Here is a 20,284-nt window from a genome sequence, read left to right as displayed (position 1 = left end):
GGCATCAAAAGCATTTTGCGATTCTTGGTGATTCGATCTGCAGGTAAGACGCGCTGGCAGGGCATCATCCGGCAAAGCGCTTGACCAACGGCGAGCCCTTGGCCTGGGCGATCTGCTTGGCCGACAGATCCCTGCCGGTGCTCAATCCCTCGACCATGAGGTTGCTGCGCAGCGCCGCCGCCTGTCTCTCGTTGGTAAAGTCGATCTTGACATGATCGAGGGTCATCAGATGGCCGAGTTCATGGGCCCAGGCCCGTCCATTGGCCGCGGTGTTGTAGTACCACTGGACGAAGCTGGCGGCCTCGGGATCGCTGCTCTGATATGAGCCCCCACCAGCGTTGAGATTCTCGATCGAGTTGACGAGATAGATATGGATCGACTGGTCCTCCGAATGCCGATAGGTGAGGACGCCCAGCAAGCGCTTGTCATCGTTGCGCGAGTCCTTTGCGATATCGAGCGGCGCATCGACGATGCATTCCTTGATCACGAATGCGACATTCGCCTTCGCCCAGATTCCGTTGACGACATCCAGGGCATCCTTGGCCGAATCACAGCTCCACTTCGCCGCCTCCGTGACACCCTTCTCCGCAAAAGGCGTGATGTAGATTGTCAGGGGGATGCTGGGCATGAGGTCCTCCGGCCTTTGAAGATTTCATGATCGAGCCCGAACTTTGACGATCGCCGGGACTCGTGAGGCCCGGCTGGCTGTAGGATCGCACGAGTGACGACGTCGTGACGGCAGGCGGTTACCCGAGTATAGCGATCTTGCGATCTCATGAGGATCCCTCAGGCAACCCCTGCCGCCCTGCGCGCCATGGCGATCAGCAGGGCCTGATCGCGCCGCGCCTCGCCGATACCGTTGCGGGCCGGCGCCTTGCCAACGACCGTGGCCCAGAAGCCTTCCAGTTCCCGGACGAAAGCCTCACCGAAACCGGGGCGGATCGCCGTGGCCTCGAGACTGCCGCCTTGCGAGCGGCGGCGGCTGAGCTGGGTGGGATGGTGATTGAGATAGGGGGCGGGGAAAATGAGTTCGACGATCTCATCCTCGAAATAGAGGCTGATGCGTTCGGCATAATCGGCGACACCGGGGATCTCGACATGGGTCATCGTCCACAGCGCCTCGCCACCGCGCAGATCCACCGCGGCCTGGCCTCCGGCACCGCCTGCGAAAAGAGCGGCGCCGAGCACCGCCCCGGTCTCGAGGCCGAGCGCGTCCAGCAGGCCATGTACGGCGTTGACGTCATGCACCAAGGCCGAACAGTAGGAGCCGGCAAAGCCGCGGAAGACCACGTCATCCGGCGCAAAGCCCAGCGCGGCCTCGACCTGTAGCCGTTTGCGATGCCTCGTTTCTTCGATCAGCGCAGCCGGCACGTCGCCCTGGGCAATCACCAGTTCGTGGTGGCCGACGAAGGGCCACGCGTCGGGATCATGCACCTCCACCGAGAGATAACGCAGGCTCCCAGCCTTGCCGGCGACGAGATCGAGCGCAGCCTCGTAGCTCGGATCGAAGCGCTTCATATAGCCGACCTGCAGCACCTTCCCCGTATGCCTCTGTACTTCCCCGAGCCGGTCGATTTCGGCGAGGCCATAGCAGAGCGGCTTTTCGCAAAAGATATGCAGGCCTGCTTCCATTGCCTCTTCGGCAAGGCTGGCATGCCAGGGATCAGGCGCGGCGATGACAAGCGCGTCTAGGTTGAGGCCCAGTGCCTCCCTGGCCTCGGCGCAGGTCTTCACGCCGAAGCGTGCCGCAAGGCTCTCGCGCACACTGGGCGAGGGATCGGTGACCACCTCCACCTCGAACTTGTCCGGCAATCCCATGAGATTGGGCAGATGCTCGACCTGGGCGATCAGCCCCCCGCCGATGACACCCACCCGCAAGCGGTCCGACATGATACTCTTCCTTCAGTGCATCTTATTTCAGATTGGTCACCAAAACTCGCGAAACGCTCCTGTTCCCAGTGAGTTAGGCTGAGAAAGCGTTTCTGCCCGAACGCGTTTGGCTCCGGACAACGGCAGGGCGGGCCGCAAGCCGGTGGCCAGCGGTAAGGCAGGGGATGGGGCTGGTCCGGAGGCGCCCCAGTTCGCCTCCGGCTCTCTTCAGGGCCGGGCTGACGCCGCGGTTTCCCTGGCGATGCGGTCGATCTCGTCCTGCAGGATCTTCAGGTCGCGCCGGCCGGCCATGAGTTCGAGAACCTCGGCCTCGGTGATCTCGCTCTTGGCGTAGGTGCCGTGCGACTTGCCGCGATTGAGCAGAGTGAAGCGGTCGGCGATCGGATAGGCATGGTGGATGTTGTGCGTGATGAAGATCACGCCGATACCCCGCGCCCGGGCCTGTGCGATGTAGCGCAGCACCGTCGAGGCCTGATGCACGCCGAGCGCCGAGGTCGGCTCATCCAGGATGAGGATGCGCGCTCCGTGGTGGACGGCCCGGGCGATGGCGACGCATTGACGTTCGCCGCCCGAGAGGGTGCCCACCGCCTGCTGGGGATCGCGCACATTGATGCCCATATCGGCGAGTTCCTGCCGCACGATGCCATCGGCGCGCTTCATGTCGAGCCGGCGCGTAAGGAACCAGCCCTTGCGTGGCTCGCGCCCGAGGAAGAAGTTACGGGTGATGCTCATCAGCGGGATCATCGCCAGGTCCTGGAAGACGGTGGCGATGCCGCGGTCGAGCGCCTCGCGCGGCGACCGGAAGGTGGTCGGCACGCCGTCCACCCGCATTTCCCCATCGGTAGGCTGGTGAACACCGGAGAGGATCTTGATCAGGGTGGACTTGCCGGCGCCATTGTCGCCGAGCAGGCAGTGCACCTCGCCGGCGAAGGCGGCGAAGCTGATGTCCTGCAGCGCCACGACGGTGCCGAAACGCTTGCCGACATGATCGAGCTCGATGAGAGGCCTTGTTTGCGGATCGGGCATCAGCGTGCCTCCGTCGCCTTGCGGCGCACGTAATTGTTGAACAGCACGGCCGCCAGCACCATCACGCCGAGGAAAACCATGAACCAGTCGGTGTCGATGCCGGTGTAGAAGAAGCCCTGCTCCACGGTGCCGAAGATCAGGGCGCCGAAGAAGGCGCCGATGGCCGAGCCATAGCCGCCGCTGAGGAGATTGCCGCCGATCACGGCCGCGATGACGGATTCGAATTCCTTCTGGGTGCCGCGCAGCACGTCCGCCGAGCCCGACTGCATCACCTGGATCACCGAGAACAAGGTGGCGGCGCAGGCCGTGCCGACGAAGAGCAGGATCTTCACGCGCGTCACCGGCACACCGACGTTGCGTGCGGCCTGGGCATCGCCGCCGACGGCGTAAATCCAGTTGCCGAAGCGCGTCTTGACCAGGATCCAGGTCGCAACGCCGGTAAGGCCGATCCACCAGGCGATCGAGACCGGCAGGCCCTGGATGGTGAGCGAGCCGTCGGCGCGCAGCGGAATCAAGCCCATGCTACCCATCCAGCTGAACAGACCCGTGGCGAACTTGCCGCCGAACAAGGCGACGAAGCCGGTCTCGTCGGTGTTCTTGGTAATGTAGGGGATCTGGGTGCGCCCCGTGAGCAGGCGCGTGATGGTGAGGCTCAGGCCACGCAGGACGAAATAGCCGGCCAGCGTGACGATGAAGGATGGCAGGCGGGTACGCGTCACCAGGACGCCGTTCAGCGTGCCCACGAGGACGGCGATGCCGAAGGCGATCAGCACGGTCAGCCAGATCGGCAGGCCGAACTGCACCACGCCGATGCCCATGATGATGGCGGAAAAGCCGATCATCGACCCGAGCGAGAGATCGAATTCGCCACCAATCATCAGGAGGGCCACGAAGGTGGCGAGGATGCCGAGCTGGGCCGAAACCTCGAGGAAGTTGCTGATGCCGGCCACGCTGAACATGCCGCTATCGCCGGCGGCGACGCCGAACACAATAAAGACGAAGATGGTGGCGGCGAAGGCCCCGAGTTCGGGGCGGCGTAACGTACGGCTCAGCATGCGGCGCCAGCGTCGGCTGCCATCCGCATCCGCCGCGGGGGCCGTGGCTGAATCGGTTTCTGTCATCATGAGCGGGCCTCGCTGGATGTGACGGGGCTTGGAGTGTCGATCCCGCCAGGATCGGGAGGCGCCGGGGACCAGGAGGGCTCCCCGGCGCCCTGCCGGAAATCCGGACTGGAGGGACCGGATCTCAGCATTCTCATGCCTTATGGCTTAGCGTATGCCCTGGTCGGCGAGTGTCTTCACGGCGGCGGCATCGTCCTTGGTGACGAAGCTCGGACCTGTGCGCACATTCTCGGTAGGGAATGTCTTGTACATCGCCTTGGAGGTGAGGAAGACCACCGGCAGATAGCCCATCATGAATTGCTGGTTGTCGATGCCGAACAACACCTTGCCCTGCGTGAGGCCATCAAGCACTTCCGGCGACAGGTCGAAGGTGCCGATCTTGATCTTGCCGCCATAGCCGCGATCATCGATCATGCTGAGCATCGGGCCCGCCAGCGTGGTGCCGAGCAGCACCATGCCGTCGACGCCGGGATGGGATTTCATGAAAGCCTCGACCCGGCGCGGCGCATCGGTGGGATCGAGCGTGACCGCGACGATGTCGACCTTGCCGCCGCTCGGCTTCAGCCCGTCCGTCAAACCCTCGCAGCGCTTGTCGAGGCTCGCATTGCCGACCTCATGGTTGACGCACATCGCTTCCTTCACGCCGGCCTGGGCGAGGATGCCGCCGGCCTTGACGCCATTGTCATATTCCGAACCGCCACCGACGAAGAGGTCGAGGCCCCAGGGCTTGACCTGCTCCTCGCCGGTATCGACCACGACGACCGGAATGCCGGCGGCCTTGGCGGCGCCGATCGGTCCCTGCAGGGCCGTGGCGTCCGGAATGGAAACCACCAGCCCGTCGGGCTTGGAGGCCGTGGCCGCCTCGATCATCTGGCCCATCTTGACCACATCGAAAGTGGCGGGTGCCTGGTATTCGACCTTGACGCCGAGCGCCTTGGAGGCGGCCATCATGCCGTTCTTCACCACGGTCCAGTAATTGTCGTTGGCCTGGCCGTGGGTCACGAAGACGATACGGACATCCTCCGGCTTCTTGACCTGGGCGGTGGCGGGAGCGAGCGCCGCGAAGGCAATCCCGGTGGACAAGGCGGCGATGGCTGCAAACCGTCCGGCCATCCCGGCCAATAAAGTCTTCCTCATGATCGAACCTCATCTGCTGGTTGGTCTGCGGCTTATTGGTTGTCTTGAACTTGCCGATCATCCGCAGCAGGATCGGAAGTTCCATCCGCTAGAGCGCTGCACATTCGGGCCAACTCACCAGGACGCGCAAAAAATATCCTGTTTCCAGTGGGTTAGGCCAAGAGCACAATTCAACCTGAATGGGTTTTGCTCCGGGAGATGGACGAAGGGGAGGAGAAGTCGGCAAGCGTGCCGCGCCGGACCGGCAGGTCGTCGATGAAATCCTTCGAGTCCGGGGAACGCAGCACGTCGTATTCGCCGATGCGAATCGCCGCCGAAGCTGGCTCGATCGCCTCGAGTTCGCCGGGCGCATTGGCATGCAGCGCCATGAAGGTGAGGCCGGAGCCGATCTCCCCGAACAAGGCGCGATAGCGTACCTCGGCCGGCTGGTCCTGATGCCAGGGTGTTTCCAGCACGCGATCGACCAGGCCGAGACCTTCGGCCTCCAGGGCACCCGCCCTCGCGGGATAGAGATCGGCATCGAGAACGCCGAGATTGTGGATCGGGCCGTAGCCCGCGATGCCGCGCGGGAATAGGATGGGGATGCCATATTCCCGGCCGAGGCGGATATAGATGTCGACGAATTCCGGCGAGAGCACAGCGCCCATATGGGCGTCGAGATGGCAGGGCTTCAGGCCCGCCTTAAGAAAGGCATCGATCTGGGCGCGCAGCTCCGCTTCCACCGCCTCGGGCACGGCGTGACGGCGAACCTCGGGAACGCTGCGCCACAGGAAGCCATCGCCATCGGTGAGTCCGGCCTTGGGGCCTGGGGCCGTGAGCGGCCGCCAGCGGTAATACTTCTTCTCCGAGGTGATTGTGAGGTGGACGCCAAGCTTGAGCGAGGAATCCATGGCGCCGAGTTCGACGATTTCGAGGAACCAGGGGCACGGCACCATCACCGAACCGGAGTCGCAGCGTCCGCGCCGGGCGAGGTCGACATAGGCGACATTGGCGCCATGGCACATGCCCACATCGTCGATATTGATGACGACGGCAGGCAGGCTGGTACCGGAGACTGGCGTGGCGGTCATGGCGAATGTCCCGATCTAGATTTCAACCTCGAGCCCTGCAGCAGCCGCCAGGACGATCAGATTGCGGTAGCCGAGCGTGGCATAGGTGAGCGGATGCGCTTTTGCCGGATCCTGCTCGGCCTCCACCACCAGCCAGCCGGCATAGTTACGCTCGGCGAGCTGCGGCAGCAGGGCGCCGAAGGGAATGGCGCCATCCCCCGGCACAGTGAAGATGCCTTCCACCACCGCGCCCATGAAGCTCATATCCTCGCGCCTTGCCTTGGCGAGAATCTCGGGCCTGACATCCTTGCAGTGGAAATGCACGACCCGCCCGACATGCTTGCTGAGCAGGGCAACGGGATCGCCACCCGAAAAGGCGCAATGGCCGGTGTCGAAGAGCAGGCCCACGGCATTGCCGCTATGGTTCATCAGGGCGGAGACCTCCTCGTCGCTTTCAACGATGGTGCCCATGTGATGGTGGAAGGCCATGCCGATGCCGAATTCCGCCATGCGCTCGGCGAGAGCCGTGATCTTGGCGCCATAGGCGCGCCATTCGTCGGCGGCGAGGCGCGGGCGATCGGAGATCGGCGCGAAGATGGCATCGTGGCGTCCGCGCGAGGTATCGGCATAGACGACGCGCGACGCGCCGAGGTCGCGCAGTAAAGTGAGGTGCGGCAGCACCGCCTCAAATTCCTCTTCGACCTCCCGTTCGAGGATGCGCCCGTCATACCAGCCGGAGACGAGTTCAAGGCCGTGATTGCCGAGGACAGCGCGAAGTTCCCTGCTCTGGCGGGGAAATTTGCCGCCCAACTCGGTGCCGCGATAGCCAGCCTGCTTCGTTTCGGAAAGGCAGACTTCCAGAGGCGTGTCGCCGCCCAGGGAGGGCACGTCGTCATTGGTCCAGGTAATCGGATTGATTCCGATCTTGACGCTCATGCCAGGCTCCCTCGGATTTGTTCTGCCGTCAACGATGCGGCAAGGCTGTCCCCTTCGCGAGAGCCAGTTGGCGGGATTTTGAAGGAGCCAGTTTGAGTGTCACGATGACTCATGACATCATGCGTCGCGGCACTGCGGCAGGGTGAGATGGGACGCTGCAGAGACAGGCGCGCCGCCAAAGCCCCTTACCTCAGCGAAGACCACAGGACCAGCCAGGATGAGCCGAAGGACCTTTCCCCTCGATGCACTTGCCCTCGACCGGACCTCGCGCGCGCCGCTGCACCGCCAGCTCTATCTGGCCCTGAAGACGTTGATCCAGGAGCGCACCCTGCCGCCGGAGACGGCCCTGCCCTCCACCCGTTCCCTGGCGCACGACCTGCGCATCGCCCGCAACACGGTAAGCGCTGCCTATGATCAGCTTGTAACGGAAGGCTATCTCGCGAACCGCGCCGGAGCTCGCCCGCTGGTGATCGATCTTCCCGCGGTGCCCCTTGCGGCCAGCCCTGGCTCTGCCAGGGAAGCGCATTATCCCCTGTCGTGCCGCGGCGATTTGATGATGCGCCAGCCCTTCCATTATGGCTCGCCGGGTCACATGGCCTTCCATCCCGGCATGCCCGACGCCAGCAATTTCCCCTTCGGCCTGTGGAGCCGTCTCCTTGCGCGCCGGGCAAGCTTTGCCCGTGACACACTGTTCGGCACCTACAACGTCACCGGCCATCCGGACCTGCGCAACGCCATCGCCGCCTATCTGAAGACGGCACGCGGCGTGCGATGCAGCCCGGAGCAGATCGTGGTGACCACAGGCGCGCAGGCCGGGCTCGACCTTCTGGCCCGCATCCTGCTCGACCCCGGCGACAGCGTGTGGATGGAGGAGCCCGGCTATTACGGCGCCCAGTCCGCTTTCATCGCCGCCGGCGCCCGCCTGCTGCCACTCGCGGTCGAGGGCGGAGACTGGCAGCTCGACCCGCCGGCGGACAAGCGCCTGCGCCTCATCTACGTAACGCCCTCCTGCCATCACCCGCTCGGCGGCACCATGCGCATGGAGCAGCGCCTGCGCCTGCTCGAGATCGCGGAGAACCGCAAGGCCTGGATCATCGAGGACGATTTCGACGGCGAGTACCGCTTCCAGGGCCAGCCCGTCCCGGCAATGCAGGGCTTCGACCACGCCCAGCGCGTGATCTATGTGGGCACCTTCGCCAAGATCCTGTTCCCGGCTCTGCGCCTCGGCTTCATGGTGCTGCCCCCCTCCCTGCAAGAGGGCATCGTGCATGCCGTGAGCATCACCGGCCAGTTCGCGCCGCTGCTCCTGCAGGCAGCCCTCGCCGATTTCATCGATCAGGGCCATATGGCTCGGCATCTCAGACGCATGCGGCGCATCTACGCCAGCCGACGGCACTATTTCCACGAGTTGTGCGGCGCCCATCTCGGCGACTGGCTGAACCTTGCATCCGGCGATGCCGGCATCCAGCTCACCGCCTTCCTGCGCGAGGGCCTTGCTGATACAGCGGTCGCCGAAGCTGCGCGCCGGCGCAATGTCAACCTCTCGCCACTGTCGATGCACTACCGCCATGGCGCGCCGCGCCAGGGCCTGGTGATGGGCTATGCCGCCAGTGATGCGTCCGCGACGCGGCGGGGTATCTTGACCCTGCGCGAGACGTTCGAGGCTTGCAGGGCTTGACCGAAGACCGGGAGGCGCTGGCACTCCCGGGTGCGCGGACATCCTGTCCGCATGTTGGAAACGACACCGCTTGCATGAGAGGAAGATGCGTCCGCGCACCCGGCATCATGCCACCGGGAATGGCTCGTCCTTCAGAAACCGCTTCAACACGTTCCAGGTGATCTTCGAGACATTGTTGTCGTAGTTGTTGTGGCTGAGCGAGCCGCACCAGGCGATCGAGGCGGTGGCGAACAGCGCGCCGCCGGAAGGTGTTTCGCCGAAAGCAAGATCCGCGTGGACGCGTGGATTGACGTCGCCGCCGATATTGGGCGGCACCACGCCGAATTCCTCGTTGACCAGCAGCATCATCGGCGAATGGTCGATGGAGGATGCCAGGCGCAGCATATGGGGCGGGGAGCCGAGGTCGGTGGCCAGGCAATCGAGCTCGATGCCGGCCGCGCCACCGCCGATCAGGCCGAAATCGCCGATGACCTCGTCCGGCACCCCCTCGAAGATGAAGGCGGCGCGCGGGTTGTCGGCATCGGGCGCTCGGCGATAGGGGCTGGAGATGTCGAAACCCTGAGCGATGAAACCGACGCCGCACATCACGTTCGGCGCCCGGCCGATACGCCGCCACAGGCCGCCGAACTCACCATTGAAGGACTGGTAATACTCGCCAGGCTCGGCGATCCAGGTGCGGATGCCGTCCTCGGCCCGGCGCAGCTCGATCACCCCCGGCAGGCTCTGGTGCCAGGCGATTCGCCAATACCAGCCATTGCCGCCCATATACATCAGCCGCCCCCCGCGATCGATCCAGTCCTTCATGGCATCCCACATGCGGGTGGAATGATATTCGGGATGCGTGCCGGTGATCACCACCTGGTAGTGGCGCAGCAGTTCATAGCCGTCGGCATGCAGGTCCTCGTCGGTGATGACGTCGTAGTCGATGCCCTTGTGATCGAGCCAGTCATAGAGGTGCGTATCGGCGTTGTACTGATAGAGCGCGGAGCCATGGCCGCCGAGCCAGGAATGGTAGCGCGGCGAGAAGTTCAGCACCGGGCGCAGGCGGCTCGAATAGGCGACGCCGGAGCCGTCGGCATGGCAGTCATAGAGCGAGCCTCCGAGTTCGGTATGCTCGTAGAGGTAAACGTCGGAATGGCCGAAGGTGAGCAGGCGGTTCATGGCGAGTTCGGCACCGCGCGCCGTGACGTGCTCGCCATGATTGGCATAGGCCATGTAGGAGGCGGTGGGCGCCAGCATCACCACTTTCGGGCGCGAGCCGCTCTTGGGCTGGCGGGGCGGGCGCACGAAGAAGGCGAGATAGTTCTCTCTTGTCACCGTCTCGTCGCTCTCGCCGCAGGTGACATGAAGGGCATAGGGGCCGCTTTTCAGGTCCTTTGGTATGGTCAGGCTGACGGACGTCTCCCAGCCTGCATCGTAAAGGTCGTCATGGTGGAAATGGATGGCGCCGTAATGCTCGGGCTTGCGGTTGAAATCATGTTCCTCGCCCGTCCAGTTCCAGCCTTTCATGCCCCGCGTCGGCAGATGCACGAGATCGCCGTGATGGCCGGAGGGACCGACATCGATGGCTCGTGTCGAGTCGATTTCCTCGGAGAAATCCCATGCGGCGATGATATGGGCCTTGAGGGCTGCAGGCCGTGGCGGGAGCAGGAACGCCTTGTGCATTTCCGGTGGATGAAAGCCTGACGATATGATCGGGCCATCTATTTTGCCGTCGAAATGATTGCCTACAGTGCCGTCCTTCAGGGGGCATCCGGCCAGGAAAAAAGGGGCTTCGACCTCGGGCAGCGCGATATCGATGTCGACCTCTTCATAGCCGGCATCGAATGTATGGGCATAAGGCAGCACGGGGCGCTGGGACAGCATCACCCGCTTGGCATGCGGATCGATCGCGAGAACAACGGCATACCACTGGCGCACCAGCATGGCATCATGCAGCGAGACCTGCGCCTCGCGTCCGCTGCCATCGGCGACCGCCACGGCGAGCTGGCCGCCCTCTTTCATGAACAGGCGAAAGCCGCGTTCCGAGGCTGGGTCCCATTGCGCCGCGATGGTCTGCGGCCCGCGTGACGGGAGGGTCGGCCAGAGCATGGCGAAGAAAGTGAAGGCGCCTTTGCCGAGCGGCGGCACGCTCGCGGCCTTCATGTAGGAGCCGACGTCGATGCGCTGCGGCTTGCCGGCATGGCGTCCGTCGATGGCGGTGGGCACATGCGGGAATTTGAGACCGGGGCCGGCGGGATTGCAATCGCCATGCACGACACGCACAAGCCGCGCCTCGAAGCTCTCTCCCTCTTCCAGCGAGATCTTGAAGGCGATGGTTTCGCCGGGAGCAACCGAATAGTGATCGGGATAGCCGGTAATCTTCAGCATGACGGAGGCTCCGGGAAAGGGAGAGAAGTAAAAATCAGTCGTGCGAGACGCTGCACTGTCGAAGTAAGCGGGGCGATGGGGGCGGCGGCGCGGATCTCCTATACGCGCCCATCTCACCCATCCCGCCTCAATCCCTGAATGGCAGGTTGATGCTTTCGCCCGTGAGCAACCGCCAGCGGCGACGGAAGATTTCCCACTCCGCCTCCTCGCGGCTGGTGAAAACAGACGTATCCTCGAATTCGATAGGATCGCGCCGGTCAGGCGGCATCGTCGCCAGTACCCATTCGGCGAAAGGCTTGCGGCAGAACAGGATGACCTGGTTGCCGCTCGGATCCTGGCGCATGATGTGCAGCACGCGCTGCAGGCCCGGGCTGTGCCGACCGATCGGGCATTGCCGGAATTCCTCGATATACTGGCGATCGCTCGCGGGATCGATCTTGTACATGGGATGCCCCTAAGCAAAATGTATTCAGGTTGAAGCGCTCTTCCAGTTTAACGCATTGAAAAATAGACGTTTTGCGATTCCTGGCGATTCCGTTTCAAACTAATATGCCCTCAGGCTGGGACGGTCTCTTCATCGATGAGATCGCGGACCTTGCGCAGGTCTGCGATGACGTGGTCGGCACCCTCGATGCCTCCGCCGGCTGGAGCGTAGAAAGCTGTCGCCAGGCCTGCGCCGACCGCCGATGCGAAGCCGGCAAAGCTATCCTCGACCGCCAGCACTTGCCCGGGCGCCAGGTCGAAGCGGCGGCAGGCCCGTGCATAGGGTTCGGGATCGGGCTTGCCATGCTCGACGTCGTCCAGGCTGATCGAAAAATCGAGATAGGGGGCGATGCCGAGCGCCGCAATGTTGGCATCGACGATCCTGCGCGAAGAATTGGAGACACAGCCCTGCCGGATACCCACCGATGCGAGGGCTTTCACCGTTTCGACGGCACCATGCATCGCCTTCACCTCCGCGCGCCGAGCGACATACGTGTCGATGATCGCCTTCTGCCAGGCTTCCTCAGACGTGTCGGGGGAGAAGCGGTCCTTCAGTTCGGCCCAGACGTCCCCCATATGCACGCCGCGAAAATGATCCTGCGGGAGATCGGAAATGTCGGCGCCGAAGTGCTGGCATACCTCGAACAGGACTTTCTCATGCAACGGCTCACTATCCGCCAGGGTGCCGTCAATATCCCAGGCTACGGCTTTTACGCTCATGCTGTCGTTCCGCGAAGTTGTTGATAAAGCGCACGAAAGCTCTCATAGCCACGCGCATGGACGGATCGGTTCGAGGCCTGCGGCTCGATGCGGTCGCGCAAGCTGATGAACCCTGACACGCCGGCCCAGTCCTCGGCAAGCCCGCTGCCGACAGCCGCGGTCCAGGCCGCACCGAGGCAGGAGCCGGGATGGCCTGAGAGCCGCCGCAGCGGCGCCTGCAGCACGTCGGCGACAATCTGCATCCACACCGCGCTGTTGGACCCGCCGTCCGAAACGAGAAAATTGGTGGTGGCGTGGCCCATGTCCTGGAGCACCTCGACGTGGTGCCGGATGGCATAGGCATAGGCCTCCAGCAGCGCCCGCCACAGATGTGGCAGGCCGCTCGACAGGCTTAGGCCGCTGAAGGCGCCACGGATGGCAGGATCGTGGATCGGCGTCTTCTCGCCGAGGAAATAGGGCAAGACCTGCACGCCCTCGGCGCCGGCGGGAACCTCCGCCGCAAGGCGATCGAGATATTGGTGGAGCGTGAGGCCTGCCCTCGCCGCTGCCTCGCGCTCACCACCGGCGAAGGTCTGGACGAACCAGTTCAGGCCGGAGCCGCCTGTCGCCATGCAGCCATTGGGCATATAGAGGCCGGGCACGAGGTGATAGTCGAGATACAGGCGCGGATCCGGCGCCACCGTGTCGGAGGCAATCAGCACGTCGACCGAGCCACCGAATTTCAGGAGCACATCGCCGGGCGCGAGCACGCCGGCGCAGAGGGCCGAGGCGATGTGGTCGGCCGCCCCGCCCACCACGGGAATACCCACGGAAAGGCCGGTTTGCGCCGCGGCCTCCGGCGTGACGGTACCGAGAATGGCATGGGAGAGGCTGCGCGGCGGCACGGCAGAGCGTGGAATATGGGCAAGCGCCACGAGATCGTCGGCGATGGCATCGGTGGCGACATCGGTGACGCCGGCTTCCAGCGCCCAGTTCTGCTCCACCGCCTTGATGCCGGTCAGGCGCCAGTTGACGTAATCGTAAGAGCCGAACACCGTGGCGATGCGCTGGAAGGCCCCTGGTTCGTGCTTCTCCAGCCAGCGGAGCTTGGCCGTCACCAGTTGCTGGTTGATGCCGTTGCCGGCGCGGGCGAGGAACTCGGCCTCCTGGATCTCGGCGGCAAGCTCGGCGACCTCAGCACCGCAGCGCCCATCGCTCTGCTGGATGGACGGGCGGATGAGGGCATCCCTGTCGTCGAGCAGCACCACGGCCGGCAGCATGCCGGTGACGCCGACGGCGGCGATTTCCCCGGGTGCGATGCCGCTTACCGTAATCAGCTCGCGCGTGATGGCACAGGCATTGTCCCACCACTGGTTCGGATCCTCCTCGGCCCAGCCGGGATGGGGCGAGGACAGCGTCACCGGCCGCGAGGCGAGGCCGAGCACCTGATCCGGCAGGCGGATCAAGATGCCGATGGTGGAGGTCGTGCCGATATCGAGGCCAAGGACGCAGGGCATGGAATTTCCTGGGAGCGCGGATGTCTCGTCCGCTCTTGGAAGCGCGGCGCTTGTTGGAGAGGAAGAGCGGATGGGACGTCCGCGCACCCGGGATCACACCAGCGGCGCGACCTTGTCCATGAAGCGCTTCACCCGCGCCGGATCGACCGGATTCCAGGTGTTGCCGTCGACTTTCAGCGAAGTCCCGACGATAACCCCGGAGGCCACGGAGAGCACGTCCCGCACATTGTCGGGATTGACGCCGGTATTGGCGAAGACTGGCACTTCGGTCACCGTCTCCGCCACCTTGCGCAGATCCGCCGCCGCAGCTGGCTGGCCGGTAAGCGGGCCGGAGACCAGGATGGCATCGGCGAGCGAGGAGAACACGGCGCTGCGGGCGCGCAATTCGATGGGCCTCGCATCGAGGCTCGCCGCGAATTCGGCGTTGATGTTGTAGAACAGCTTCAGGTCCTTGCGCCCGATCTCGGTGCGCAGCTTGTGGGCGTCGGCGGCATTGGGCTGCCAGAGGCCCATGTCGGACGCGAACAGGCCGGTGAAGATCTCGCGGGCAAAGGAAGCGCCGGTCGCACCCGCAATCGCCACGGAGGCGGTTGGATCCCACAGGAAGTTCACCCCAAAGGGCACTTTGAGCATGGGCTTCAGGGCAGAGATGATGGCTGTCATCGCCACCGCCGATTCCATCGGCGCAGCGAAGCGGTAGGGCCTGTCGTTCTCATTGCCGAACATGATGGCGTGCACACCATTGTCCTGCAGGTTCTCGATATCCCTGGCCACATCGTCGATGAGCTTGGCCATGCCGCCCTCAGCATCGAAAAGCGGAGCGCCCGGCAGGGCGCCAATATGGGCCATGGCAATCACGGCCTTGCGCCGCGAGCCCAGGAAATCAAAAACCATCAGACACTCCTGTCAATTCAGCGGATCCAGAAAAGCAGCCGGCTCATGACCGGCAAGGATGATCTTGACGCCGGCCTGTTCCAGCGGTTCGGCAAGGTGTTCCGGCGGGGCCTTGTTGGTCACCAGCACATGGATCTGGCGAAAGAGGGCGACCTGCACCAGCGAGCGGTGATCGAACTTGCTGGCATCGCACAGCACCACCACCTGTCCAGCCCGCTCCATGAAGGAGCGTTTGATCTCGGCATCCTCCAGCGTGTAGTCGAAGATGCCTTGCGCCGTCAGGCCGGAGACGCCGAGGAAGACGGTGTCGAGCCAGAGAGTGGAAAGCTGCGAACTCGCCAGCGGGCCGCACACCGAGAACTCGCTGGGTCGGATCAGGCCGCCGAGCGCATAGACCGGGCTCTTGCCGCCAGCGAGCAGGCCGGCGGTGCGCAGATTGCTGCAGAAGAGACGCAGGCCCGATATGTCGATGAGCTCGCGCGCAAAGCGATGCGTGGTGCTGCCGGTGTCGATGCCGATGGTCTGCCCCGCATGCACCAGCCTGGCGGCGGCCTGCGCAATCTGCTGCTTGGCCTCGGCCTCACGCCGGCCGCGCGTCTCAAAGCTCGGCTCGTCCGCATCGAAGGCCGTTTCGGGTGCTCGTGCGGTGGCGCCGCCGTGATCGCGGCTGATCAGCCCGCTCTCGGCCAGGCGGTCGAGATCGCGCCGGATGGTCATCTCCGAAACCTGGAGCTCCGCCGCGGCATCGGACACGTTGATATAGCGGCGCTGGCCGATCATCTGGATCAACCTGTCACGCCGCGCCGTGGCCGGAATGCGGGAAGCGTTCGTCATCACGGGGGTCATCTGCACTCTCTTCGTCGCTGCCAGCTGCATGTTCCTGCCTTTGTAGCGCTCGCGCAGGCCGCATGCATCATGCGGAAACGAACATATTCGATCAAACTGTGTAACATATTCGATCAACTGGCAAGCTCTTTATGGCCCGGCCGGCAGCGGCTCAATCTGATTCCTTGATCCACCATCCCCAATAACTCCGACAGCCGGAGTTATTCTGGCTGCACCGCCGCCGCAAATTGAGCACTTTGCTCATCATTTAGCACTTGTGCGAACTCGATCGATTGTGTTTCAATATGTTCGATAATGCAGAGCATGCAGGGGTATCGGGATGCGGGATCTGGCTGGAAAACGGGCCATCGTCACCGGCGGCGCCTCCGGCATCGGCGCCGCGATCAGCAGGCATCTGGCGGGTCTTGGCGTCGAGGTCGCCATTGCCGACCTCGATGCACCGCGAGCGGCGGACCTTGCATCAGCCCTGGGCGAGGGCCATCGCGGCATTGGCATCGATGTGCGCAAGCGTGCTTCGGTGGAAGCAGTCTTCGCCGCCATAGCCGAGGCCTGGGACGGCTACGATATCCTGATCGGCAATGCCGGCGTCTCCACCATGAACCCGGTCGTCGACCTCACCGATGAGGAGTGGGACTTCAATTTCGATGTCAACGCCCGCGGCATCTTCCTCACCAACCAGACCGCAGTGCGCCATTTCCTGAAGACAGGCCGCAAGGGCGTAATCGTCAACACGGCCTCGCTCGCCGGCAAGGTCGGCGCGCCGCTGCTCGCCCACTACTCCGCCAGCAAATTCGCGGTGGTGGGCTGGACGCAGGCCATCGCCCGCGAGATGGCGCCGCATGGCATCCGCGTCAATTGCGTCTGCCCGGGCTTTGTGCGCACCTCGATGCAGGAACGCGAGATCGAATGGGAAGCTAGGCTGCGCGGCATCACACCCGAAGCCGTCCAGGCCGACTACATCGCACAGACCCCGCTCGGCCGCATCGAAACCCCCGACGACATCGCGCCGCTGGTTGCCTTCCTCGCCTCCGACGAAGCCGGCTTCATGACCGGGCAGGCCGTGAACGTGACGGGGGGTGTGTACATGGGGTGAAGAACCTGATCCAGGAATCCGCACCGAACGGAAAGAGGTTCGGGCTTTGTCATGCCCGGGCTTGTCCCAGGCATCCAGCCGCCACTTCCGCCAATACCGAAGCCCTTTGGATTGCCGGGACAAGTCCGGCAATGACAAAAGTCGAGGTCCTGCCGATTTTTTTTTGGTCAGGCTCCGAAGACGAGCAGGCCGCTCCCTCACAACGTGAAATGCAGCAACTCGGAGAGAACGAGACCCGCCGCGCCCTTCAGCGCCGCGCGGTCCTCCAGATCTCCCATCACCAGTTCGATATCGCCACCAGGGCGCCAGGGCACGAGTTCGCGAACATGCACAGCGATCGCATCGAGCAAGCGAGGACCTCCTCCGACCACATCGCCATGCAGGACGATGAAGTTCGGCGCCATGGTCTGCTGCAGATTGGCGATGCCGATGGCGACATTGCGGGCATAGCGGTCGAGCAGGTCGACCGCGCCGGCAGCGCCCTCTTCAGCCAGGGTGACAAGTTGGCGCGAATCCAACGCCCCAGCCGATGGCAGGCCGGCGATTTCGGCCTCACGGCGCAGCCAGCCCAGGGTGGCAATGGTCTCCCAGCAGCCACGGCGCCCACAGCGGCAGACGCCGCCATCCACCTGCACGAAAGTATGGCCGAGCTCGCCGCCGGCGCCGGCCGGACCGCGATAGAGGTGCCCATCGAGGAACAGCGCGCCGCCCAGCACCTCGCCCGTATAGATGACGGCGAAATTGCGCTTGCCCCGGCCGATGCCGAACCAGCGGTCGCCCACCAGCAAGGCGCGCGGATGGTGATCGACCCGGGTGGTCAGGCCGAAGCGGCGCGTCAGCTCCGCCCCAAGCGGGAACCCGGCCAGCAAGGGCGCGAGGTTCACGGCCACGATCGAGCCGTTGTCCGTGTCGATCATGCCGCCGGCGGCGACGCCGATGCCAAGGGGCGGGCGGTGGGCGTGCTTCAGGGTCTGCCCGATCGAGGCATAGATAGTCTCAGCCAAGGTTCCGACGCTGGCGGCATCCGGCGGGAAGGCAGCCTTCGCCTCGGCCGTGATGGTGCCGTCGAGCGACACCAGGCAGCACTGCACGCTATCATGCATCAGGAGGACTGCGCAGATCGGCGCGGCATCCTGGGCGAACCACATCGGCCGCGCAGGCTTGCCTCCGCTCTCCTTGGAGGGCAGAGGATCGTTCTCCACCAGTATGCCCTGGTCGATCAGGGGCTGGACGATGCCGCTGATGGTAGCCCGGTTCACTCCGACATGGCGGGCGAGCTCGGCGCGGCTGGTCGGACCGAGATCGAACAGCACCTGCAACACGCGCCCGCGATTGGCGAGGCCGATGGCGGAGGAGGAAATCAGGCCCCGGTTGCGGCCGCGCGGCCGCACCGGCTCGTCGAACAGCTCGTTGATCGCCGCCAGGCTTCCCTTGTCGCTGTCGGAAGGTCTTCCTTCGGACGCCATGATGACTGGTCCCACGAGTTCGAGAGATCCGCCGGACTGCGCAGCCTTAGTCAGGCGAATCGAGCGCTTGTTACACGAGGCCTAGCACCGCTGGGCCGGCTCAGCGATGCGACCGCCGCGTTGTCCCCGCACCCCACACCCGGCCTTGACGGTATCGTAAGTTTGTGTGAGCATCAAACATACTCAAGAAAACGGCAAAACACAAAGATCCCGTTCCGATGCGCTGTTTCGTCCAGGCCCTGTTCGACTGGCCCGACGCGCAGGACCGCCCAGGTCGTCGGTGGAGCTGAAGGCCCGCCATCGGCCACAGTCGACAAGACAATCAAGAAAACCACCCAAGAAAACGCACCACCAGCAGTTTGACGTCACATCAGAGGAGAATGAGCATGGTTACGACTTCCCTTGTCTCCCGCCGCAGCGTGCTGAAGACCAGCGCTGCCCTGGCCGGCGCCGCTGCGCTCGGCCTTGCGCCAGGGCGTGCCTCCGCGCAGGCCAAGACCCTGCGCGTGCTGCTTGCCGGCGACCCCTTCTACTATGCCATCCAGGGCCTGGCCGACGACTTCAAGAAGGAGACCGGCATCGAGTTGCAGATCGAAAGCATCTCGCTCGAGGCGCTGCAGGCCCGCCTCACCTCCTCCTTCATCTCCAACCAGCCGGATGCCGACGTCATCTCGGTGGATCAGATGTGGCTGGGACAATATCTGGAGAGCAAGTGGATCATGCCCCTCAATGATCTCATCAAGGGGGATAAGGACGTCAACATCCAGGATTACGTCCCCGAGGTGCTCTATTCCATGAACACCTGGCGCGGCCAGTTCGGCACGCTGCCGGTGGCGACTTACGGCCAGGCCGTGCTCTACCGCAAGGACTATATCGACAAGGCCGGCGTGAAGATCCCGGATGACGGCTCCTGGAGTTGGTCCGATTATCTCGACATCATCAAGAAGCTGAACGGACAGGATTTCGACGGAAAGAAGATGGTGGGCACCGTGCTCTCCGGCCAGCAGCCCGCGCCAATCGTGCACATGTACACCCAGCTGGCCGCCAGCTCCGGCGTGCGCTGGTTCAAGCAGTTCCCAACTGGCAGTGCATGGGACTTTGCACCCACCATCAACACGCCCGAGAATGTCGAGGCGCTGAAGCTCTTCGCTGAGCTCTACAAGAACTCTCCGCCCGAGGCGATCGGCTACAACTGGTTCGACGCCGGCATGCGTTTCGCCAAGGGCGATATCGGCATGTTCTACTGGTGGACGCCCTACTCCTATCTCTGCCGCAAGGACGGCTACATGTCCGGCAAGGATTCGGTGATCGCCGACAAGATCGGCATTACCCGCCTGCCCCAGTCGCCCGGCAAGAACCAGGTCGTCTCCATCGGCGGCCACAGCCTGGGCATCCCCTCCAACACTTCCAACAAGGACGGAGCCTGGGCCTTCATCAAATGGGCGACCTCGGCCAAGACCCAGAAGGCCATGGCGCTCTATACCAAGTATGGCTACCAGTTCTCCGACTTCGCCCGGCCCTCGCTCTACGCCGATCCCGACCTCATCAAGATCTATCCCTATCTGCCGGCGCAGATCGCCGACCTCAAGCGCGGTAACGGCAAGATCGTGCGCCCACCCTGCCCGGTCTACACCACGCTGGAAGGCATTTACGGCCTCAACCTCAACAAGGTGTTGTCGGGCGACAGCACGCCCGAGGGCGCGCTGAAGGACACCGACTCCTTCTTCACCAACATCCTCACCGGCAACTTCCTGATCCCCTACAAGCAGCCCAGCTATGACGACACGCTCGACGCGACCAAGGCCCTGATGGCCTCCCTCGCCTGAGCGACACGGCCCGCGCGCCTCTCCCACGCGCGGGCCGTTCTGTTTTTTGTGCGCTTGCAAGCGAACAGACGACCGCCTCTTAATCCAGACAGGATAGGGCGCGACCTGATCCTTCCCCGGCTTCGGGGAAGGTGGCATTTCGAAGAAATGACGGAAGGGGGAGAATGGGGCGACCAATCCGATTGCGGACAGGTCGCGCCACCCTGCCCCACCCGTCCCGGCTTCGCCGGTCCACCCTCCCCGAAACCGAGGA

Annotated in this window: 17 protein-coding genes; 3 read left to right on the top strand and 14 right to left on the bottom strand. The window is 64.1% G+C overall.

Annotation, left to right across the window (positions count from 1 at the left end):
• Positions 1–64: 64 nt before the first annotated feature.
• The 7 genes from ACMDCR_RS04975 to iolE form a co-directional block, all read right to left on the bottom strand.
• Positions 65–628, bottom strand: coding sequence for a hypothetical protein (locus tag ACMDCR_RS04975; protein ID WP_413991457.1), 564 nt, complete (start codon positions 626–628; stop codon positions 65–67).
• Between the two features lie 158 nt (positions 629–786).
• Complete coding sequence (locus ACMDCR_RS04970; RefSeq protein ID WP_413991456.1) at positions 787–1,890, bottom strand: Gfo/Idh/MocA family protein; 1,104 nt, start codon at positions 1,888–1,890, stop codon at positions 787–789.
• A gap of 207 nt (positions 1,891–2,097) precedes the next feature.
• Positions 2,098–2,916, bottom strand: a complete 819-nt coding sequence (locus tag ACMDCR_RS04965; protein ID WP_413991455.1) for an ATP-binding cassette domain-containing protein — start codon at positions 2,914–2,916, stop codon at positions 2,098–2,100.
• Positions 2,916–4,037: an ABC transporter permease gene (locus tag ACMDCR_RS04960; protein WP_413993536.1), complete on the bottom strand. Its 1,122-nt coding sequence runs from the start codon at positions 4,035–4,037 to the stop codon at positions 2,916–2,918. The genes ACMDCR_RS04965 and ACMDCR_RS04960 overlap by 1 nt, the downstream gene beginning before the upstream one ends.
• 147 nt (positions 4,038–4,184) lie before the next feature.
• Positions 4,185–5,174, bottom strand: a complete 990-nt coding sequence (locus tag ACMDCR_RS04955) for a sugar ABC transporter substrate-binding protein (protein ID WP_413991454.1) — start codon at positions 5,172–5,174, stop codon at positions 4,185–4,187.
• A gap of 170 nt (positions 5,175–5,344) precedes the next feature.
• On the bottom strand, positions 5,345–6,244 hold the full coding sequence (locus ACMDCR_RS04950; protein WP_413991453.1) for a polysaccharide deacetylase family protein: 900 nt from the start codon (positions 6,242–6,244) through the stop codon (positions 5,345–5,347).
• A 15-nt stretch (positions 6,245–6,259) separates the two neighbouring features.
• Positions 6,260–7,159, bottom strand: a complete 900-nt coding sequence (gene iolE, locus ACMDCR_RS04945; RefSeq protein ID WP_413991452.1) for a myo-inosose-2 dehydratase — start codon at positions 7,157–7,159, stop codon at positions 6,260–6,262.
• A 217-nt stretch (positions 7,160–7,376) separates the two neighbouring features.
• Between iolE and ACMDCR_RS04940 the strand changes: the two genes are divergently transcribed.
• Positions 7,377–8,837 carry a PLP-dependent aminotransferase family protein gene (locus ACMDCR_RS04940; protein WP_413991451.1) on the top strand — a complete coding sequence of 487 codons (1,461 nt, stop codon included), beginning with the start codon at positions 7,377–7,379 and terminating at the stop codon, positions 8,835–8,837.
• Positions 8,838–8,942: 105 nt separating this feature from the next.
• Here the strand turns inward: ACMDCR_RS04940 and ACMDCR_RS04935 are convergent, their stop codons facing one another.
• The 6 genes from ACMDCR_RS04935 to ACMDCR_RS04910 all read right to left on the bottom strand — a co-directional run bounded on the left by ACMDCR_RS04935 (position 8,943) and on the right by ACMDCR_RS04910 (position 15,646).
• Complete coding sequence (locus tag ACMDCR_RS04935; protein ID WP_413991450.1) at positions 8,943–11,207, bottom strand: N,N-dimethylformamidase beta subunit family domain-containing protein; 2,265 nt, start codon at positions 11,205–11,207, stop codon at positions 8,943–8,945.
• Between the two features lie 127 nt (positions 11,208–11,334).
• The gene (locus tag ACMDCR_RS04930; protein ID WP_413991449.1) at positions 11,335–11,652 is read right to left on the bottom strand and encodes a hypothetical protein; all 318 of its coding nucleotides are present in this window, start codon (positions 11,650–11,652) and stop codon (positions 11,335–11,337) included.
• Positions 11,653–11,762: 110 nt separating this feature from the next.
• Complete coding sequence (locus ACMDCR_RS04925) at positions 11,763–12,410, bottom strand: HAD family hydrolase (protein ID WP_413991448.1); 648 nt, start codon at positions 12,408–12,410, stop codon at positions 11,763–11,765.
• Complete coding sequence (locus tag ACMDCR_RS04920; RefSeq protein WP_413991447.1) at positions 12,407–13,906, bottom strand: FGGY-family carbohydrate kinase; 1,500 nt, start codon at positions 13,904–13,906, stop codon at positions 12,407–12,409. Before ACMDCR_RS04920 ends, ACMDCR_RS04925 begins: the two co-directional genes overlap by 4 nt.
• A gap of 93 nt (positions 13,907–13,999) precedes the next feature.
• A complete protein-coding gene (locus tag ACMDCR_RS04915; RefSeq protein ID WP_413991446.1) occupies positions 14,000–14,800 on the bottom strand; it encodes a BtpA/SgcQ family protein in 801 nt (266 codons plus the stop codon).
• 12 nt (positions 14,801–14,812) lie between these two features.
• Positions 14,813–15,646 (bottom strand): DeoR/GlpR family DNA-binding transcription regulator, encoded by an 834-nt coding sequence (locus ACMDCR_RS04910; RefSeq protein WP_413991445.1) that lies wholly within the window; start codon positions 15,644–15,646, stop codon positions 14,813–14,815.
• 319 nt (positions 15,647–15,965) lie between these two features.
• On the opposite strand from ACMDCR_RS04910, the gene ACMDCR_RS04905 reads away from it, so the two are divergent.
• Positions 15,966–16,739, top strand: a complete 774-nt coding sequence (locus ACMDCR_RS04905) for an SDR family NAD(P)-dependent oxidoreductase (protein WP_413991444.1) — start codon at positions 15,966–15,968, stop codon at positions 16,737–16,739.
• Between the two features lie 197 nt (positions 16,740–16,936).
• Here ACMDCR_RS04905 and ACMDCR_RS04900 read toward each other — a convergent pair whose 3' ends face one another.
• Positions 16,937–18,205 carry an ROK family protein gene (locus ACMDCR_RS04900; RefSeq protein WP_413991443.1) on the bottom strand — a complete coding sequence of 423 codons (1,269 nt, stop codon included), beginning with the start codon at positions 18,203–18,205 and terminating at the stop codon, positions 16,937–16,939.
• A 386-nt stretch (positions 18,206–18,591) separates the two neighbouring features.
• Between ACMDCR_RS04900 and ACMDCR_RS04895 the strand changes: the two genes are divergently transcribed.
• Entirely contained in the window at positions 18,592–20,031 is a 1,440-nt protein-coding gene (locus tag ACMDCR_RS04895) for an extracellular solute-binding protein (protein WP_413991442.1), read from the top strand.
• Positions 20,032–20,284: the final 253 nt, after the last annotated feature.

It is taken from the genome of Labrys okinawensis, from assembly GCF_047345005.1.
Lineage (GTDB): Bacteria > Pseudomonadota > Alphaproteobacteria > Rhizobiales > Labraceae > Labrys > Labrys okinawensis.
The sequence above is the reverse complement of the archived record's forward strand: the minus strand, read 5'-3'. Positions and strand labels throughout refer to the sequence as shown.

What these genes read in the sequence shown, in the direction of transcription:
- ACMDCR_RS04975 (WP_413991457.1), bottom strand. Translation starts at nt 628, where the DNA reads ATGCCCAGCATCCCCCTGACAATCTACATCACGCCTTTTGCGGAGAAG.
- ACMDCR_RS04970 (WP_413991456.1), bottom strand. Translation starts at nt 1,890, where the DNA reads ATGTCGGACCGCTTGCGGGTGGGTGTCATCGGCGGGGGGCTGATCGCC.
- ACMDCR_RS04965 (WP_413991455.1), bottom strand. Translation starts at nt 2,916, where the DNA reads ATGCCCGATCCGCAAACAAGGCCTCTCATCGAGCTCGATCATGTCGGC.
- ACMDCR_RS04960 (WP_413993536.1), bottom strand. Translation starts at nt 4,037, where the DNA reads ATGACAGAAACCGATTCAGCCACGGCCCCCGCGGCGGATGCGGATGGC.
- ACMDCR_RS04955 (WP_413991454.1), bottom strand. Translation starts at nt 5,174, where the DNA reads ATGAGGAAGACTTTATTGGCCGGGATGGCCGGACGGTTTGCAGCCATC.
- ACMDCR_RS04950 (WP_413991453.1), bottom strand. Translation starts at nt 6,244, where the DNA reads ATGACCGCCACGCCAGTCTCCGGTACCAGCCTGCCTGCCGTCGTCATC.
- iolE (WP_413991452.1), bottom strand. Translation starts at nt 7,159, where the DNA reads ATGAGCGTCAAGATCGGAATCAATCCGATTACCTGGACCAATGACGAC.
- ACMDCR_RS04940 (WP_413991451.1), top strand. Translation starts at nt 7,377, where the DNA reads ATGAGCCGAAGGACCTTTCCCCTCGATGCACTTGCCCTCGACCGGACC.
- ACMDCR_RS04935 (WP_413991450.1), bottom strand. Translation starts at nt 11,207, where the DNA reads ATGCTGAAGATTACCGGCTATCCCGATCACTATTCGGTTGCTCCCGGC.
- ACMDCR_RS04930 (WP_413991449.1), bottom strand. Translation starts at nt 11,652, where the DNA reads ATGTACAAGATCGATCCCGCGAGCGATCGCCAGTATATCGAGGAATTC.
- ACMDCR_RS04925 (WP_413991448.1), bottom strand. Translation starts at nt 12,410, where the DNA reads ATGAGCGTAAAAGCCGTAGCCTGGGATATTGACGGCACCCTGGCGGAT.
- ACMDCR_RS04920 (WP_413991447.1), bottom strand. Translation starts at nt 13,906, where the DNA reads ATGCCCTGCGTCCTTGGCCTCGATATCGGCACGACCTCCACCATCGGC.
- ACMDCR_RS04915 (WP_413991446.1), bottom strand. Translation starts at nt 14,800, where the DNA reads ATGGTTTTTGATTTCCTGGGCTCGCGGCGCAAGGCCGTGATTGCCATG.
- ACMDCR_RS04910 (WP_413991445.1), bottom strand. Translation starts at nt 15,646, where the DNA reads ATGACCCCCGTGATGACGAACGCTTCCCGCATTCCGGCCACGGCGCGG.
- ACMDCR_RS04905 (WP_413991444.1), top strand. Translation starts at nt 15,966, where the DNA reads ATGCGGGATCTGGCTGGAAAACGGGCCATCGTCACCGGCGGCGCCTCC.
- ACMDCR_RS04900 (WP_413991443.1), bottom strand. Translation starts at nt 18,205, where the DNA reads ATGGCGTCCGAAGGAAGACCTTCCGACAGCGACAAGGGAAGCCTGGCG.
- ACMDCR_RS04895 (WP_413991442.1), top strand. Translation starts at nt 18,592, where the DNA reads ATGGTTACGACTTCCCTTGTCTCCCGCCGCAGCGTGCTGAAGACCAGC.